Origin of the sequence: Streptomyces sp. P3 (assembly GCF_003032475.1) — a bacterium.
In the GTDB taxonomy this organism is placed as follows: Bacteria; Actinomycetota; Actinomycetes; order Streptomycetales; family Streptomycetaceae; genus Streptomyces.
In genome coordinates this window covers 5783759-5801252 of sequence record NZ_CP028369.1, presented here as the reverse complement: position 1 = coordinate 5801252, position 17494 = coordinate 5783759, and the positions used below count along the sequence as shown (strand labels likewise).

The following is a 17494-nucleotide window of genomic DNA, read 5'->3' as shown; positions in this document are numbered from 1 at the left end:
CCGCGCCCATGTGCCATGCTCGAGGCGTGACGAGCGAACCCGCCCTGCCCGCGGAGTCCGGCGGCGTCCCCGACATGGCCGCGCTGACCCGCGTCGTGGCTCGCCAGCGCGCCGAGATGGACAGACTGCAGGACCTCGCGGCCACCGCGGCCGTGCTGGAGCGCGCCAAGGGCGCACTGATGGCACAGCGTGGCTGCACCCCCGACGCCGCCCAGGAGGAACTGCGCCGAAGGGCGCAGGCCGCGCGGCGGACACTGCTGGAGGAGTGCTGGATCACCCTCGGCGCCCTCGCCGCACCGCCGCACACCGAGCCCGCGGCTCCCTCCGCCGACGCCCCGGAGCAGAGCACGCCGCAGCCGGCCGGCGACGAGATCGACGCCACCGCCCTCGGCCGGCTCAGCCGGACCCTGGTCCGGGTGGGCGGCTCGCAGGATCTCGCCCGCAGGCTCCTCGACCACCTCGCCCCGGACGTGGGCGCCGACGCCGTCATGATCTACGCGCGGCTGCCGGGCGGCGGGCTCGAACTCGTGGGGCACGCCGGGATCGACGAGACACTGGCCGACCAGTGGGGCCGGATTCCGCCGGTGAGCGGGATCGCCGCCCGCGACGCACTCGAGTCCGGCCGGCCGTGCTGGCTGGAGGACCTCGACAAGGACGCGCAGCGGCATCTGCTGATCGGCGATCCGCCCCGGCGCTGGCCGACCCGGGCCTGGCTGCCGGTGGTCACCGGCGCGTCGGCCGACGTCGCGCTGGGCATCCTCCGCCGCCGTGAGGGTCCGTTCACCCCGCGCGTGCGGGAACATCTGCTGGCCGTCGCCCAGCTCTGCGCGGGCCCGCTGCGCACGTTCGACGCCCGTCGGCCCGCCGCGGCGTTCGGCGCGGACGCCGTACAGACGATGTTCGACCGACTGCCGGTCTCCGCGGTGCTCCTCTCGCCCCTGCGGTCCGCGTCGGGGCACGTCGAGGACTTCCGCGTCGACGCCGCCACCCGGATGGCCTGCGACGCCAGGGGCCGCAGCGGGCGCGAGCTGGTCGGTCTGCGCTTCCTGGAGTGCTGGCCGGAGATGGCCGGCGAACCCCTGTGGCAGGGCTGCCTGCGGACACTGGCGGGCGACGAGCCGTTCGAGGGCGAGCCGTTCGCCCTGCAGCAGATGATCGCCGGCTTCAGCGAGCTGTCCACCTACTCGGCGAGGGCGGCGCGGCTGGGCGACGGACTGGTCGTCAGCTGGGTCCGCCACGATCCCTCGGACCGGCAGGAGCAGCGGCTGGCGGACGTGCAGCGGCTGGGCAACCTGGGCTGGGTCACCTGGAACCTGGTGACGGGCGAGGGGGACTGGTCCTCCCAGGTCTTCGCCATCCTCGAACGCGACCCCGCCCTGGGCGTCGTCCCGCTTCCGAGTCTGCCGCGGCTGGCCCTGCCGGAGGACGTGCCGGTGCTGGCCCGCTCCGTCGGGGAGCTGGTGCGCCGCGGGCAGCCGTGCGACGTGCCGTTCCGGTTGGTCACCCGGGACGACGTCCGTCATCTGCGGGTGGTCGCGGAGGCCGTGCCGGATGCCGAGGGCACGCCCGTCGAGGTGCACGGCTTCGTGCAGGACCTCACCGCGCAGCGCAGTGCCGAACTCGCGCTCGTCGCCAGCGAGCGGGCGATGCTCACCCAGCACGGTGTGCTGCAGGCCGAACGCACGGCCGCCGCCCGTCTTCAGGACGCGCTGCTCCCGCTGCCGAAGCAGCCCGTCCGGCTGGCCGGACTGCGGGTGGACGTCGCGTACCTGCCCGCGCAGTCGGATCTCAGCGTCGGCGGGGACTGGTTCAGCGCCATCGAACTACCCGACGGGGAAGCCCTGTTCGTGGTCGGCGACGTGGCGGGGCACGGTCTGGGCGCAGTCGCGGCGATGGCGCTGCTGCGGTTCACCGCCAAGGGCATGATCATCACGGGGTCGTCGCTGACCGGGGCGCTCAGCCGGCTCAACGCGCTGCTGCTGCACTCCCGCGATCCGCACGGCTCGGCGACCATGATGCTGGCCCGCTACAACCCGCGCGAGCACCGGCTCGTCTGGGCGCAGGCCGGCCATCCCCCGCCGCTGCTGCTGCGGGACGGCGAAGCGCGCTACCTCGAGCGCCCGTACGGGATGCTCCTCGGCGCGACGGACGCGCCCCGCTACGAGGAGACGGACGTCCTGCTGGAACCCGGCGACCGGCTGCTGCTGTACACCGACGGTCTGGTCGAACGGCCCACGGAGAGCATCGACCGGGGCCTGGAACGGCTCGCCCGGGCCGCCGCCCGACGCGGGCCGGCCGGTCCGGCGCCGCTGGAGCGGCTGCTCGGCGCGGTGCTGGAGCCCGACGGCCGCGACGACGTGTGCGTCCTCGACATCCGGCTGCCGAGGGACGGCGAGCCGTAGGGCCTGCCCCTTCCCGCCCCGCCCGGCACGCACCCGGCCGTCGCCCGGTCATCCGGCGGCGGCCGACCCGGTGCGGGACTCCAGGTCGCGGCGGGTGTCGTCGCCGTACACGCCGGACTCGTCGCCGCGGATTCCGTACCAGAGCTGGAACCGGGCCACGGCCTCGGTGAGCACGCTGCCGTAGCGGCCGTCGGTGGGGCCGTTGTCGTACACGTTCGGGATCCTCAGCAGACGCCGCTGGAGCTCGGTCACCTCGGGGCCGCCGTCCCCCTGCCGGAGGGTGCCCGCGCCGTCGGGATCGGCGGACGCGCTCGCGGCGGCGGTCGGCGTGGGAGCGGGTGCGGGGGGTTGTGCCCCGGCGGCGGCTCCGCCGTCGCGGCCGGGCAGGAACAGCGCGCCGGCGAAGCCGAGGAGCGCGGCCGCGAGCACGGCGACGGCGGCGACCGCGACGCGGGGCGGCCCGTCGGCCCCGCGGGGCGCGGGCCGGGCGGCGCGGGCGGGGGCCGTGCGCGGAACCGGCCGGACCCCGCGCCCGGGTGCGCGCCGGGCTCGCGCGCCGACGGCCGGCGCCGGGGGCAGTTCCCGGGTCTCGGCCTCGTCGCCCGGGGTCCTCCCCGGGAGCGGAACGGCCTCGTAGCCGTCGGCGGGGTCCTCGGTCATCTCGCGGAACAGTTCCGCGAGGGCGTCGGTGTTGCGCGGCCTCAGGACCCGGATGGGCTCCAGGACCTGGCGGTCGTGCGGCTGTCCGGGTTCCTCCGGTGTCGGCACCTGGTCTCCCTCCCGTGGGTCCCCCGGATGGGATACGGGCGCGCGGGCCGCCGGGTTCAACGGCCCCCGCCCGACGCGGCCCGCGGACCGGGCCGCTCCCGCGAGGAAGGGCGGGGCTACTGTGCGAGGAAGTGGCGCAGGGAGCGGGTCGTCGCGGCGACGAAGGCGTCCCGCGCCTCCTCGTCGAGGGCGTCCAGTGAGAGGTAGGGGTTGAGGTCCTCCAGCTCCACCAGCAGCAGTTCGCCGTCCCGGGTACGGCAGGCGTCGACGCGCTGGATGCCGTGCGCGAGACCGTTCCAGTCGACGAAGCGGTGGGCGAACTCCAGGTCCCGCACGGTGGGCCGGTACGGCTGGAGCTCCCAGCGGCGGTCGGGGCGCGGAGCGTACAGGGCGTACTGGAAGTCGTGGTCGACGTAGTAGAAGGAGACCTCGTGGACGAAGTCGACGCACGGCTGCACCAGGAGCGAGCCGTCGGCGGCAGCCGGCAGGGCGTCGGGCGCGACGACCCGCAGGCCTGTCGAGTCGGCGCCGAGTTTGGGCTTGACGACGTACCGCTCGGCCTCGGGCAGCCGGTGCAGGTCCTCGGCGCGGTCGACGGTGGGGATCACCGGGAATCCCTCGGCACCGAGGTCGAGGAGGTACTGCTTGCCCGCCATGTCCGCGCGGCCGGTGAGCGGGTTGTAGACGCGTACGCCGTCGCGCAGCGCGCGCTCCCGGAAGGCCTCGTACTGCGCCCGGTAGCCCAGGACCGGTCCGCTGTTGCGGACGACAACGCCGTCGAAGGCAGGCATCAGTGCGGTCGCGTCCAGCGGATGGCACAGGGCGAGGTCGAAGTCCGCCCGCAGGCGGGAGGAGAGGAAGACGTCCTCGTCGCCGTAACGGCGCCCACGGGCCGGGTAGGCCAGGTCGGTGACGTAGAGGAGACGGGGGCGGGCGGCGGGCATGCGAGGTCTCCCGGTGGGCGGCGAAGCGGTGCGCAAAGGTTACGTCAGCGGCAACGCCGCCGACCTGGCGGTACGGCTGCGGCGGGCGGGACTCGTGGGCGTCGGCGGACGAAGGGGTCGTACGATGACAGGACCGTCGTTCTTATCTCCTGAAGGGCTCGCCGATCCCGTGACCACCGCAACACTTCTCGACGGCAAGGCCGCCGCGGCCGACATCAAGAGCGAACTCGCCCTGCGCGTACAGGCGTTGAAGGAGCGCGGCGTCACCCCCGGGCTGGGCACGATCCTCGTCGGCGACGACGCGGGCAGCCGTTCCTACGTGGGCGGCAAGCACCGCGACTGCGCCCAGGTCGGCATCGCCTCGATCCGGGTGGAGCTGCCCGCCGACGCCTCCCAGGCCGACGTGGAGGCCGCCGTGCTCCGGCTGAACGCCGATCCGGCGTGCACCGGGTTCATCGTGCAGCTCCCGCTCCCCGCCCACATCGACACCCACGCGGTGCTGGAGCTGATCGACCCGGTCAAGGACGCCGACGGCCTGCACCCGACGAACCTGGGCCGACTGGTGCTGGGCATCCCGGGCCCGCTGCCCTGCACCCCGCGCGGCATCATCGACCTGCTGCGCCGCAACCACGTGGAGATCACCGGGCAGCAGTTCTGCGTGATCGGCTGCGGCGTCACCGTGGGCCGTCCGCTGGGCCTGATGCTGACCCGCGCCACCGAGCACGCCACCGTGACCCTGTGCCACGAGGCCACGCAGGACACGGCCGCGCACGCCCGCGAGGCGGACGTGGTGGTGGCCGCGGCCGGAGTGGCCCACATGGTCCGCCCCGACTGGATCAAGCCGGGTGCGACCGTGCTGTCCGTGGGCCTCACGCGCACGGTCGAGGGCATCCTCGGCGACGTCCACCCGGACGTGAGCGACGTCGCCGGCTCCTTCGCGCCGCCGATCGGCGGCGTCGGACCGATGACACGGGCGATGCTGCTCACCAACGTGGTCGAGGCGGCGGAGCGGCTCTGACCCGACGCCGGTCCGGCACTCGGTTCCCCGGATGAGGGAACCGAGTGCCATCGGTGTCGTTCAGGTGTTACGTTCCCGTCCATGAGCGCGACTGACAAGGCGCCGGCCAAGCCGCCCATGCGGGACGCCCTGGTCGCGGCGGCCTTCCGGCTGTTCCTGGAGCGCGGCTACGAACAGACCACCGTCGACGACATCGTGGCGCTCGCGGGAGTCGGCCGTCGGTCCTTCTTCCGCTACTTCCCCTCCAAGGAGGACGTGGTCTTCCCCGACCACGAGCGGTGCCTGGCCGACATGACCGCCTTCCTCGCCGCGAGCGACGAGCGGCACGAGCCGGTGCGGCGCGTCTGCGACGCCGCCCGGCTCGTCCTGCTGATGTACGCGGAGAACCCCTCCTTCTCCGTACAGCGCTACCGGCTCACCAAGCGGGTCCCCGGGCTGCGCGCGTACGAGCTGTCGGTGGTCTGGCGCTACGAGCGCGCCCTGGCCGAGTACCTTCGCGGCCGCTTCACCGGCCGCGCGCACGGCACCCTGCACGCCGACGTCATCGCGGCCGCGGTGGTGGCCGCGCACAACAACGCCCTGCGCTCCTGGCTGCGTTCGGACGGCCGGGGGGACGCGACCGCGACCGTGGACCACGCCCTCGGGTTCGTGCAGTCGGCCTTCGGTGTTCCCCCGGCTCCCGCCACCGCCCCCACTCCCGCCGCGGTGCCGTCCACCGCCGAGCACCCGGAGGACGTCGTGGTGGTGGTCACCCGGCGCGGAACGCCGCTGTGGCGTGTGCTCCGGGAGATCGAGACGACGCTCGAGCCGGACCGGACCCCGGGAGATCAGGGTACGCAGTGCCTTTACCTGTGACACTCAGTGCCATACGCTGTGGCCGTGCACGGCGGCACGGTCGACCGGGCACGTGCGTGCACGGGTGAACCGCGCACGTGGATTCCGGCCGAGTGCAGGGAGTTGACCCGCGTGTACCACCACTCAGGAACCGCCGTACAGCAGACCGTCCGCTCCGCGGCGGGCGTCCTCGACCGCCCGCATGCCGACGGCGACACGATCCTCTTCCAACGCTGCACCTGGTGCGCCACCACGATGTACCACCGGCTGCTGTGTCCGGTGTGCCAGGGCAGCGACCTGCGCACCGAGCGCAGCGAGGGCGCCGGAACGGTCCGCCATGCCACGGTCGTGCACCGCAACACCCCGGCGGCGCGCAATGTGTCACTGGTGGAGATGACCGAAGGGTTCGTCGTGCGCGGCAGGGTCATGGGGCCGCTCATCGGCATCCACAGCGGCGCCCGCGTCCGGCTGTCCACGGCGCAGGACCCGGTGCGCGGGGAGCCGGTCTTCCAGCTGCTCGACGAGCCGTACCGCGCCTGGCACTGAGCGCCGCACCTCACCCCACTCCCGCGTGACCGGTTTCGTTCGCTCCTCGGGCGGTCTGCGACCGCACAGGCAACCCAAGGATCCGGTTTCGCTTCCTCCGTGACGCGAGGAGCTCCCGGGACGGACGGGGCTCCCGCGCTCCGGAGTTGAGGAGTGGACCTTGATCCGTGTCCGGCGAACAGGTGTCACCGCCGTGGCCGCGCTCGCGGCCCTGGCGGGAACACCGGGACTGGCACTTGCCCGACAGCCTTCCGAGACGAGACCCCCCGCCGCTTCCGCCGACCGCGCACTGCCCCAGGGCTGGCAGGTGGGCGGCACGGGCGCCGCACGCGAGCTGGTGTGGCGCTCGCCGAGGCCCGTGCCCGTCGGCGACGCCCGCGTGGAGTTCCACGCCGGTGGCCGGCTGCTCGGCGTACCGAGGCAGTCCGCGGACGGCCGCACCTTCCGGCTCCCGCTCGACGAGGCCGGCGCCGCCCCCCTGAAGGATCTGCGGGTACTGGCGAGCGGACGCCGCCTGGACGCTCCCGCCGCCGACTCCCCCGCCGGCAGGCGCAGTTCGCCCGCCGTCCGGCAGCCCCCGTCCGCGGCGCCCCTGCCGGCGAACTCCGTCGACCCGGGCAGGCCGGGCTCGTACCGCACGGTCACCGGCGAGTACCGCCTGGACCCGGTGAGGTTCCCGGGGTACGCCGAGCCGGTCGAGATGCGGGCCGTCGTGGTCGCACCGGCCGGGGCCGCCGGCAAGCGGCCGCTCGCGCTGTTCCTGCACGGCCGGCACAGCACCTGCTACACGCCGGGCGCCGAGGACGACGTGAGCGGTGAGTGGCCCTGCCCGGCCGGCACCAAGGAGATCCCCAGCTACCGGGGCTACCTGAGGGACCAGCAACTGCTGGCCTCCCAGGGCTATGTCACCGTCTCCGTCTCGGCCAACGGCGTCAACGGGCAGGACGGGCAGGCCGAGGACGGCGGCGCGCAGGCGCGCTCCTCGCTGGTGCGACAGCACCTCGCCCGGTGGGCGGACTGGGCCGCCCACCCGGGCGACGCCCCGGCCGGCGTGCCCGGCGCGGCGAAGGCCGACCTCTCCAAGGTGCTCCTCGTCGGTCACTCGCGCGGCGGCGAAGGCGTCAACCGGGCCGCCATGGACAGCCTCTACCCGCCGCCGGCCGCCCAGGAGGGCTACCCCGGCAAGGTCCGCTGGAGGATCCGCGGGACCGTCCTCGTCGGGCCGACGATCTTCGGCCAGAATCCGGTGGCCGACGTCCCCTCCGCGACGATCCTGCCCGGCTGCGACGGAGACGTCGCCGACCTCGAGGGCGAGACGTACCTCGACGGGACGCGCGGCATCGGCAAGGGCGCCGCCCTGCACAGCGCCGTCTACGTCGTCGGCGCCAACCACAACTTCTTCAACAGCGAGTGGACGCCGGGCACGTCCGAGGCGCCGTCCTCGGACGACTTCGGGGACGACCCCGAGGAGGGGCGGCGCGACCCGGTGTGCTCCACCGCCGCGCCCACCCGGCTGACCGCCGACCAGCAGCACCGGGCCGGCGCCTCCTACATAGCCGCCGCGGCCCGGCTGTTCGTCGCGGGCGACGACCGGGTGCGCCCGCTGCTCGACGGCTCCGGCAGGCGCGCTCCGTCCGCGGACCCCGCCCGCGTTCTCACGCACGCCGTCGGCGCCCGTCGCACGGGCGGTTTCGTGCCCGACGGCGGGGTCGCGGTGACCGGCGGCCGGGTCTGCCGGGCCGACCCCGATCCGGCGCAGGCCTGTCTGGGTGACAACGCTCTGGGGATGTCCCCGCACTTCGGGTGGTGGGAGCTGCCGAAGGACTCCGGCAAGAGCGCGGTCGCGCTGAAGTGGTCCGCACCGGGCTCCCCCGCCAAGATCACCTCCACCGCCCCGGTCTCCCTGTCGGGCGCCCGGAGCCTGGCCCTGCGCGTGTTCGTACCGCCCAACACGACCGGCACGGAACTCGACGTGACCGTCGCCGACTCCGCCGGCCGGCGCGCGAAGCTCGGCAGGGTCCGGGTCGACGGGCTGCCCGGCTCCGACCGCACCTCCTCCTACTGGGCCCGCGAACTGCGCCTGCCGCTGACCGCCGCCGCCCGTGCCCGACTCGACCTCCGGCATGTCAAGTCCCTCGAACTGACGCCGCGTTCGGGGTCCGGCGAGGCCTGGTTCATGGACGCCTGGGGTTGGGCGCCCGGCACGCCCGCGGTCACGCCCGCGGTCACGCCCGCGGCACTGCCGCGCGTCGACATCGGCCGGCTCACGGTCGAGGAGGGCGACTCCGGGACCCGCACCTACCACGTTCCGGTCCAGGTGTCCGGACACGGCACCGGCACGGCCCGCTTCTACGTCGTCGACACGCAGAGCGGTGAGGCGACGGAGAAGGTGCTCGCGGTCCGGCCCGGCGCCGACCCGATCGACCTCTCGGTCGAGGTGAAGGGCGACACCCTCTTCGGCGACGACGAGGCGCAGGACCTTCTTGTGAAGGCCGTGCGGGGCGCGGTCGTCGGCTCCTACCGGGGCGGGGTCACGGCGCACAACGACGACCCGGCGCCGCGGGTGTCCCTGGCGCCCGTCGTGCGGGCGACCGAGGGCGAGACGCTGACCTGGCGGGTCTCGCTCTCCCGGGCCGCCGAGGTGCCGCTGTGGTACCTGCTGCGGTTGGCGCCGGTCACCGACGGGGCCGAGTTGTCCACCAAGGACGTCGACCCGCAGTGGCTGTCCGATGTCTCGGGCCAGGAGCCCGACCCCGAACTCCCGCTGTCGCAGGTGGACATGTACACCGGGCCGCAGTTCCCGGCCGGGGCCACCAGTGCCGAGTTCGCCATCCCGACGGTGCGGGACCGGCTGGCCGAACCCGAGGAGTCGGTGCGCTTCACGCTGAGCGACGACCGGGACCGGCCGATGCCGGACGCCCCGGCCTCGACCGGAACGGTCGTGGACGCGCCGTAGCGCGACCCCGACGACAGGAGGGGGCGCGGACCGTCCGGCGGTCCGCGCCCCCTCCCGCGCTCACAGCGTGATGCGGATGCCCACCGTCCCGTCCAGCCCCCGGCGCAGCCGGCTGCCCAGCAGGGTGAGCCTGCCGACGACGCCGTACTTGCGGGCGAGCAGCGTGCGGTAGCGGGCGGTGGTCTGCGCGTCACAGATCTCGGCGGTGGCCGGGATCTGGTCGCCCGTCGGGTTGCCCCGCACGTCGCACGGGCCGACGAGGACGTCCCCGCGCGCTCTGATGCGCTTCACCTTCCAGGCGTCGGCGGCCGACCAGGCCCCGAGCGCGTCACCGTCGCGCACCACCCACACGGGGGTGGCGACCGGCGTCCCGTTCTTGCGGAAGCTGGTGATCAGCAGATACTTTCCCGCCGCCAGCCGGTCGAGCGACTTGTCGTCCATGGCCGCAGTCTAGTGCCGTGGCCAAAAAGGTTTGCCGGTGAACCTTTCCGGTCACGGCGCCAGCCAGGCACCCCGGACGCGCTCATCACCCCGGCGGGTCCCGCGCGACGGTCCGTCGCCGGCGGCGGTGAGCGGCCTCAGTGCACGGCAAGGGCCATCCGCCGCACTCCTTCGGTGAGGATCTCGGGCGAGGTGGCCAGATTCAGCCGCACGTGTCCGGCTCCGCCCGTGCCGAAGTCCGGTCCGGGGCTGAGAGCCACCCGGCCGCGCTCCAGGAAGACCGCGGCCGGATCGTCCCCGAGGCCCAGGTCCCGGCAGTCGAGCCAGGCCAGGTAGGTCGCTCCGCCCGGCCGGTACCCGACGCCGGGCAGGTGTTCGGCGAGGAGGGCGGTGAGCAGACGGCGGTTGTCGTCGAGCCCGGCGAGCAGGGCGTCCAGCCAGGCCGTGCCTTCGGACAGGGCGGCGGTGTGGGCGAGGACGCCGACATGGCTGGGCCCGTGGCCGACCTCCTCGGGCATGCGGGCGAGGTCGGCCGCCGCGTCGGGGCCCGCGATCGCCAAGGCCGCCTTGAGCCCGGCCAGGTTCCAGCCCTTCGAGGCCGACATCAGCGACAGACCGCTCTGTGCGCCCGGGACGGCGAGGTAGGGGATGAAGTCGCCGTCCGGGGCCGCGAGCGGTGCGTGGATCTCGTCGGCGACCACCCGCACGCCGTACCGGTCGGCGAGGGCCGCGACGGCGGCCAGTTCCCGTGCCGTGTGCACGGTGCCGGTCGGATTGTGCGGGCTGCACAGCAGGTGGGCGGCGCGCCGACCGCCCGCGACGGCCCGCCGGTAGACCTGTTCCAGCACGTCGAGGTCGAGCCGGCCGTCCGCGCCGAGGGGCGCCTCGGCGATACGCCGGTCCATGTGCGCGACGAACGCGAAGAACGGCGGATACACCGGCGGGTTGACCACCACCGCGTCACCGGAGGCGGTCACCAGCTTCAGCATCTCGACGACGCCCAGCATCACGTCCGGCACGATCGCCGTCCGCTCGACCGCGAGCCCGTCCCAGCCCCAGCGCTTGGCGACGAACTCGGCCAGCGCCTGCGCGTAGGCCGTGCCCGACGGATATCCGGTGTCGCCGAGCGTGAGGGCCCGCGTCACCGCGCGGACGACCGGCTCGGCGAGCGGCACGTCCATCTCGGCGACCCACAGCGGCAGGACGTCGGCCGGATGGGCGCGCCACTTCACGCTCGTGCGGCGGCGCAGCAGATCGAGAGTGAGGGCGTTCAGCGGATTCGGTTCACCTGGCGTCTCGTGCGGGATGCTGGTCATGGGCACAAGATAGGGGGCCGTGTTGTGACCTGGGATCACGTGAACGGGACAGTCGCGGCGGACGCCGCCGGCATCCGGGAGATCGCCTGCGACGAATCGGGCTCGGACGGCGAGAACCTCACCGGCGGCAACACGGATGTGTTCGCCCACGCCAGTGTGCTGCTGCCGGCCGAGTCCGCCGCCGGGCACGTACAGGAGATCCGGAACCGGATCCGTTCGCCCGCGGAGGAGTACAAGGCGAACCATCTGCTCCGGGAGAAGCACCGGACCGTCCTCGAGTGGCTTCTCTCGCCGTCGGGGCCGCTGCACGGGCGCGCACATGTGCATCTGGTGGAGAAGCCCTTCTACGTCGTGGACCGGGCCGTCGACCTGCTGCTGGACGATCCCGGGGCGGCCGTCTCCCTGTTCGGGGAAGGACGGCGGACGTTCACCGCGGAGGAATGGACGACCTTCCTGGAGGCGGCGAACCACCTGCTGTGGGTGCGCCACGACGACGTGCCGGACGCTCCCGTGCCGCGCTTCTTCCACGTGGTCGACGTCCTGCGGCGCCGGTATCCGGGGACACCGGCGGCGGACGTTCTCGCGCGGATGTCGGAGGAACGCCCGCGCGCCCTGGCCTATCGCGCCGGAATCCAGGACGGTCCGTTCGTGCTCGCCCCGGTCCTCAATCCGCTGCTCCCCTCGATCCTGCACACCGCGGCCCACTGGAGCGACGGCGGGCGTCCGGTCCGGCTCGCGCACGACCGCCAGAACATGCTCACCCCGGAGCGGATCGCCTGGATCGAGGGCGAGGCTCGGCGACGCGGCATCCGGCTCGCGGGGCTCCGGCTGGTCGTCTCGCGGTTCGACGCCCGGGTGCAGCTCGCGGACTTCCTGGCCGGCATCGCCCGCCGGATCGCCTCGGACGAGCTCAACGGCCGCGGTGACCCGACGCTCTCCGCGCTGCTGCGGCCATACACCGGCGCGGCGGCCGTGTGGGGCGACGCCCGGAGCTGGGCGCGGCTGGGGCCCGCACGGGAACCGGGGGGACCGTCCGCTCCTGTCGACTCCCGCGCCCAGGGCCTTTCATAGGCGGACCCCCCAGGTCGACGTCGCCCCCGGAATACCCGGATGACCGGCCGGACCGGATGTCCGGCGGTGCGGCGGTCCGGCGGTGCGAAGGGCGCTGCGGCCCGGTGTGACGCGCCGCTCCCGCCGGTGTGCGCGAGGCCGGGCAGAGGGCGCGAACGCACGATGCCGCGGGTCTTCGCTCCGTTGGCGCGCGGATGCCGGCCGCGGGTCACTTCCGGCGACCCGCGGCTGAACACTCCGGGGTTTTCGCGCGTATGGAGGTGAGGGTGCTCAACGACCGGAGGGCCCCGCGGTGTTGAGTCCGCGCGTTCAGGGTTTCGGGAGCCAGGCATGAGGCACGTACGACGACGGACCGTCCGGCGAGTGACACGGCTGGCGGCGGTCGGCGGACTGCTCCTGGGAGGAGCCATGGTCACGCAGGCCGCCATGGCGAGCGAGCCGCCCGGCACGGCGGCGGTTCCGCGCAGCGCGGCGGAGTCCGTCGTCACGAACCCGGGGGCGGCGCTCGTCGAGAAGTTCGGCACCGCGCGCACGGCCGGCACCTGGCTCGACTCCGAGGGGCGACCCGTCGTCGGCGTCACCGACGAGAGGACGGCCGAGGCCGTGCGGTCGGCGGGCGCCGTCGCGAAGGTCGTGTCGCACAGCATGAACGAGCTCAAGTCGGCGACGGCGGCGCTGCGTTCGGCTCCGCGGGTGGCCGGTACGGCGTGGGTGGCGGACTACCGGTCCAACCAGATCGTCGTACAGGGCGACAGCACCGTGTCGTCCTCGGACTGGTCGAAGCTGACGCGGACGGCCGGCGGCATCGGCAGCTTCGTGCGCATGGAGCGCACCACCGGCACGTTCACCACCCGGATCAACGGGGCACAGCCCATCCTGTCGACCGGCGGGCGCTGTTCGGCCGGCTTCAACGTGACCAACGGGACCAGCGACTTCATCCTCACGGCCGGGCACTGCGGCCCCACCGGGTCGACCTGGTTCGCCGACAACCAGGCCAAGCAGCAGGTGGGCCAGACGGTCAACTCCGCCTTCCCCGGCAACGACTTCTCACTGGTTCAGTACGCGAGCGGCAAGGCGGGAGCCAACGCCGACGTGGTCGCCATCGGCAACGGCAACGGGGTGCGGATCACGGGCACCGGCGATGCGGCCGTGGGTCAGCGGGTGTTCCGCAGCGGCAGCACCAGCGGGCTGCGCGACGGCGAGGTGACCGGCCTGGACGCGACGGTGAACTACCCGGAGGGCACGGTCGGCGGGCTCATCGAGACGAACGTGTGCGCCGAGCCGGGTGACAGCGGCGGCCCGATGTTCTCCGAGGGCATCGCCCTCGGCATCACCTCGGGTGGCAGCGGCGACTGCAAGACCGGCGGGACGACGTTCTTCCAGCCGGTGGACGACGCGCTGAAGCAGTTGGGCGTCCAGCTGATCGTGGCGGCGCCGTCCGGCAACGGCCAGGGCGGTACGCCCCCCTCGTCCCCCGCGCCCGCGCCGGGCGCCACCAACACCCAGGCGGCGGTCTCCCCGGGTTCGGCCTCGCCGGGCTCGACCACTCCGGTGACCGGTGTCGGCGACAGTGTGACCCTCGCCTCCCGGCTCACCGACCCGAAGAACATCGGTCCGGGTCTGCTGGTCCTGGCGGGCAGCATGGTCGCTCTGGTCGCGACCCGGTACATTCGCGCCGAACAGGACCGCAAGGCCTATCAGCGGTACTACTCGGCGACCTGGGGATGAGCCGTCCGGGCGCCGCTGGAGGCTCCCGGGCCGGACACGGCGGCGCCCCCGGGCTCGGACGAAGTCCTGAGCCCGGGGGCGGTGAGAACCGGGAGGCGTGGGTGCGTCAGGGGGTGAAGAGCGCCGATGCGTGGACGGAAGCCGGGCGCCGAGAGGGCGGCCCCGTGGCCGGGAGGCGGTCAGGCCGCTTCGACGGGCTGCGGTGCGGCGGCCCACTCGAGGACGAGCCGCTGGTACTCCTCACGCTGCTCGACGCTCAGTGTCCCGCCGGACCGGAGCCACAGGGCCCTGATCTCCTCGTTGACCTCCGCGGCCGATCGCTCGGAGAGGGTTCCAACAGTGGTGGACATGGTGTGAATCTTACGGCGTCCGAGGTGAAGGCCACGTGAGTCATCACGAATGAATCGGACATATCGGACGTGTTACTGATCACGTCCATCTGTCAACCCCCAGGGCACGGTTCAGCCCTCCGCGGAGCCCGGCGCCGACGGAGCCGGACGCCGGTCCGGCCGCGCCGCGTGACGCGGCGCGGCCCACGACTCAGGTGCCCGGCTTGCGCCCGTACACGAAGACGTCGTCGCCGTTCTTCAGCAGCGACCAGTACTTCTTGGCGGTCGTGCTCGTCATGTTCACACAGCCGTGCGAGCCCGGCGGGTTCCACATGCTGACGCCGACCGAGTGGAAGGCCTGACCGCCGTCGAAGAACTGGCTGTAGGGCATGGGCACGTTGTAGATGGTCGACACATGGTCGATGTGCCGCCAGTAGATCTTCTTCAGCCCCGTGCGGGTCTCGTAGCCGTTGCGGCCGGTGCGGACCGGGACCGGCCCGTAGACCAGCCTGCTGCCGTCCTGGATCCAGCTGATCTGGAGGGTGAGGTTGACGCAGGCGATGCGGCCCTTGTTGGTGGGGCACTTGCCCGCCTTGTTGGGCTTGTTGCCCACGGCCTTCTGCTTGTTCATGAGGTCCATCACGCCCCAGGTGACGGGCCCCGCGTAGCCGATGTTCGGCGTGATGCCGTGCTTGTTCTGGAACGCCCGGATCGCCGAGCAGTCGGCGCCCGACTGCCTGCCGTCCACGGGCCGGCCGAGGAACTTCTCCACCTGCTTCTGGTACGGCCCGGCCGACGTCGTGCAACTCGCGGCCTGGGCCGGCGCCGCGCCCAACGCGAGCGTCAACGGCGCGACCAGCCCGGTGATCCCGAGCACGACCGCCCCTCGTCTGCGTATGTCCCCCATGACCTGCCCTCTCCCTGACACTGTTCTCGCGTATTCGTCAACGTAGACCGGCCGACGGGGGCGGTGGTTGTGGTAAGCACCGGTCTGTGACGAAACAGTGAACTTCCGGACCGTCAGATGAAGTGAAATGATCCGACCGTCCGTTGAGCGTCATCATGCCGTCAGGAAGGGTTCCGTGCGGGTATGTCCGCGTTCCTCCAGCAGCTTCCCGCCCTCCTGGGCGTCGTCGTCGGCGCCCTCGGCTCGTATCTCGCGCTCGTGCGCAGCGACCGGGCCAGGTTCGCGCGTGAGCGGTCGGCACGGTGGGAGGAGCGGCGGCTGTCGGTGTACGCCGACTACGCGCGGGCGGTGAAGAGGTCGGTCAACCTGATGTACCGCGTCGCCGCGCACCTGGGCAACGACCCGCACCCCTATCCGCTGTCGCCGCAGGAAGCGGAGCCGCAACTGGCGCAGGCCACCGACGGACGCGATCCGGCCGGTGAGGCGCTGGTCATGCTGGGCAGCCGCGACGTGGTGGAACGGGCGCGGACGTGGGTGACCGTGGTGATGGACATGGAGCGCTTCCTGCGCGAGGGAACCCACGATCCGCGGGCCTGGCAGGCACTGCTGGAGCGCCAGCGCGCCGGCCGCGAGGGCTACTACGCGGCCGTGCGCGAGGACCTCGACCTGCCGCCCGGTCACCCGGCGCGCTGGCCGACGATGCCCTCGCCCTCGCCCTCGCCCTCGCCCTCGCCCTCGCCCTCGCCCTCGCCGTGAACGCTCAGCGGTAGCCGGTGGTGTCGGCCGGCTTTCCCGCGTCCTGTACCTCGACGAGGTAGCGCCAGGCGTCCGGACGGCTGCCGTCGAGGTCGGTGAAGCCGTATTCCGGGGCGAGGCCGCCACTGGAGAGCGACTGTCCGTTGCGGCGGGCGACGTCCGGGTCGGCGGCGAGCGCGGCGACGGCCCGGCCGACGTAGCGGGGCGTCTCCGAGATGGCGAAGTGCGGGACCCGCTCGAGGGCGTCGCGCCAGTTGTCCTCGCGGACGCCGAACTGCTCCAGCATCAGCTCCGAGCGCAGCCAGCCTGGGGTGAGCGCCACGGCGGTGGCCCCCCGGGGCCCGAGCTCGTGGGCGAGAGCGAAGGCCATGCGCAGGACGGAGGCCTTGGCGAGGTCGTAGAAGAAGTTCACGCGGTAGGTGTCGCGGTTGTACTCGGCGGTGCCGTCGGTCATCTCGACGACCAGTCCGCCCGGCGTGCGCAGCAGCAGCGGCAGGGCGTGGTGGCTGGTGACGGCGTGGGTCTCGACCGCGAGCCGAAGCAGCCGCAGTCCTTTGTCGAGGTCGTGCTCCCAGACGGGGGTGTCCCACTCGAAGAGGTTCTCGCCGCCCCAGATGTCGTTGACCAGGACGTCGAGGCGGCCCTGCTCGTCGGTGATGCGCTCGACGAGGGCCCGCACCTGCGCCGGGTCGAGGTGATCGGTGGGCACGGCGACGCCCCGGCCGCCGGCCTCGGTGACCAGGTCGGCGGTGTCCTCGACGGTCTCGGGGCGGTCGTACTCGGAGCGCTGTTCGCGGGTGGTGCGCCCGGTCACGTAGACGGTGGCGCCTGCCGCGCCCAGCTCCACGGCGATGCCCCGGCCGGCGCCCCGGGTCGCTCCCGCGACCAGAGCGACCCGGCCTTCCAGCGGTCCTGACATGTCCTGCCTCCCGGCTCCTCGGTGTGGGGTGTCACCACGAGGATCGCGGGAAATCCGGACGTCTTCTGTCGCCTTTCTCCAGACCTCACCCGACCGGTCCCGGCCGGCGGGTGGTTTGCGGCGGTCACGCCCGGCCGGTGACCGGGTTAGGCCCGCGGCCGGGTTCGGCAGGCGACCGTGCTCAGCCGGTGGCCGGGTTCAGCCGGTCGTCCAACGCGCCGTCGTCGGCCAGGAACCACAGCTGGCTGCCGCGGTTCGCCTCGCGCACGAAGTCCCGCAGCGCGGAGCTCTCGGCCAACCGGCGGGAGACGTCTCCGACGACGGCCAGCCGTATCCGGTAGTTCACGAACTTCTGCACGACCTCGCCGGCGACCCCGGACCGCAGCCGGAAGAAGTCCTCCCCGATGCGTTCCGCGGGCACGGCCACGAGCTGCGCGTCCTGGCCGAACGCGTCGCCGATCAGGTCGAGTGCGGCGCGCTCCCCGTCGAGCGGTGGGCCGTCGGGGGCGCACTGCAGGACGCGGGTGCCGTACAGGGTCACAAGAGTGCCGGTCATGCC

16 protein-coding genes are annotated in these 17494 nt (G+C 73.3%); 8 read left to right on the top strand and 8 right to left on the bottom strand.

Features of this window, described 5'->3' with window-relative positions; genetic code table 11:
* Positions 1–74 precede the first annotated feature (74 nt).
* Positions 75–2402, top strand: a complete 2328-nt coding sequence (locus tag C6376_RS25705; protein WP_107449179.1) for a SpoIIE family protein phosphatase — start codon at positions 75–77, stop codon at positions 2400–2402.
* A gap of 48 nt (positions 2403–2450) precedes the next feature.
* Here the strand turns inward: C6376_RS25705 and C6376_RS25700 are convergent, their stop codons facing one another.
* Both C6376_RS25700 and C6376_RS25695 read right to left on the bottom strand, forming a co-directional pair.
* Positions 2451–3170 (bottom strand): peptidoglycan-binding protein, encoded by a 720-nt coding sequence (locus C6376_RS25700; RefSeq protein ID WP_107445605.1) that lies wholly within the window; start codon positions 3168–3170, stop codon positions 2451–2453.
* Positions 3171–3286: 116 nt separating this feature from the next.
* On the bottom strand, positions 3287–4114 hold the full coding sequence (locus C6376_RS25695) for a hypothetical protein (protein WP_107445604.1): 828 nt from the start codon (positions 4112–4114) through the stop codon (positions 3287–3289).
* A gap of 169 nt (positions 4115–4283) precedes the next feature.
* Between C6376_RS25695 and C6376_RS25690 the strand changes: the two genes are divergently transcribed.
* The 4 genes from C6376_RS25690 to C6376_RS25675 all read left to right on the top strand — a co-directional run bounded on the left by C6376_RS25690 (position 4284) and on the right by C6376_RS25675 (position 9468).
* Positions 4284–5132, top strand: coding sequence for a bifunctional methylenetetrahydrofolate dehydrogenase/methenyltetrahydrofolate cyclohydrolase (locus tag C6376_RS25690; RefSeq protein ID WP_107445603.1), 849 nt, complete (start codon positions 4284–4286; stop codon positions 5130–5132).
* 81 nt (positions 5133–5213) lie between these two features.
* Positions 5214–5987, top strand: coding sequence for a TetR family transcriptional regulator (locus tag C6376_RS25685; protein ID WP_107445602.1), 774 nt, complete (start codon positions 5214–5216; stop codon positions 5985–5987).
* 111 nt (positions 5988–6098) lie between these two features.
* Complete coding sequence (locus C6376_RS25680; protein ID WP_107445601.1) at positions 6099–6512, top strand: Zn-ribbon domain-containing OB-fold protein; 414 nt, start codon at positions 6099–6101, stop codon at positions 6510–6512.
* A gap of 160 nt (positions 6513–6672) precedes the next feature.
* The gene (locus C6376_RS25675) at positions 6673–9468 is read left to right on the top strand and encodes a hypothetical protein (protein WP_107445600.1); all 2796 of its coding nucleotides are present in this window, start codon (positions 6673–6675) and stop codon (positions 9466–9468) included.
* A gap of 60 nt (positions 9469–9528) precedes the next feature.
* Here C6376_RS25675 and C6376_RS25670 read toward each other — a convergent pair whose 3' ends face one another.
* On the bottom strand, positions 9529–9909 hold the full coding sequence (locus C6376_RS25670; protein ID WP_107445599.1) for a PPOX class F420-dependent oxidoreductase: 381 nt from the start codon (positions 9907–9909) through the stop codon (positions 9529–9531).
* Positions 9910–10046: 137 nt separating this feature from the next.
* Positions 10047–11225, bottom strand: a complete 1179-nt coding sequence (locus tag C6376_RS25665) for a MalY/PatB family protein (RefSeq protein WP_107445598.1) — start codon at positions 11223–11225, stop codon at positions 10047–10049.
* Between the two features lie 39 nt (positions 11226–11264).
* Here C6376_RS25665 and C6376_RS25660 point away from each other — a divergent pair, with 39 nt between their 5' ends.
* Together C6376_RS25660 and C6376_RS25655 are read left to right on the top strand one after the other, a co-directional pair.
* On the top strand, positions 11265–12296 hold the full coding sequence (locus tag C6376_RS25660; protein WP_107449178.1) for a hypothetical protein: 1032 nt from the start codon (positions 11265–11267) through the stop codon (positions 12294–12296).
* Between the two features lie 330 nt (positions 12297–12626).
* Entirely contained in the window at positions 12627–14024 is a 1398-nt protein-coding gene (locus C6376_RS25655) for a S1 family peptidase (RefSeq protein ID WP_107445597.1), read from the top strand.
* A 179-nt stretch (positions 14025–14203) separates the two neighbouring features.
* Here C6376_RS25655 and C6376_RS25650 read toward each other — a convergent pair whose 3' ends face one another.
* Both C6376_RS25650 and C6376_RS25645 read right to left on the bottom strand, forming a co-directional pair.
* Positions 14204–14374: a hypothetical protein gene (locus C6376_RS25650; RefSeq protein ID WP_107445596.1), complete on the bottom strand. Its 171-nt coding sequence runs from the start codon at positions 14372–14374 to the stop codon at positions 14204–14206.
* 190 nt (positions 14375–14564) lie between these two features.
* A complete protein-coding gene (locus C6376_RS25645) occupies positions 14565–15260 on the bottom strand; it encodes a L,D-transpeptidase (RefSeq protein ID WP_107445595.1) in 696 nt (231 codons plus the stop codon).
* Positions 15261–15443: 183 nt separating this feature from the next.
* Here C6376_RS25645 and C6376_RS25640 point away from each other — a divergent pair, with 183 nt between their 5' ends.
* Entirely contained in the window at positions 15444–16016 is a 573-nt protein-coding gene (locus C6376_RS25640; RefSeq protein ID WP_107445594.1) for a hypothetical protein, read from the top strand.
* Between the two features lie 4 nt (positions 16017–16020).
* On the opposite strand, the gene C6376_RS25635 is transcribed toward C6376_RS25640, so the two are convergent.
* Positions 16021–16935, bottom strand: a complete 915-nt coding sequence (locus tag C6376_RS25635; RefSeq protein ID WP_107445593.1) for an SDR family oxidoreductase — start codon at positions 16933–16935, stop codon at positions 16021–16023.
* Between the two features lie 181 nt (positions 16936–17116).
* Complete coding sequence (locus C6376_RS25630) at positions 17117–17491, bottom strand: DUF4180 domain-containing protein (RefSeq protein WP_107445592.1); 375 nt, start codon at positions 17489–17491, stop codon at positions 17117–17119.
* Between the last annotated feature and the right edge of the window lie 3 nt (positions 17492–17494).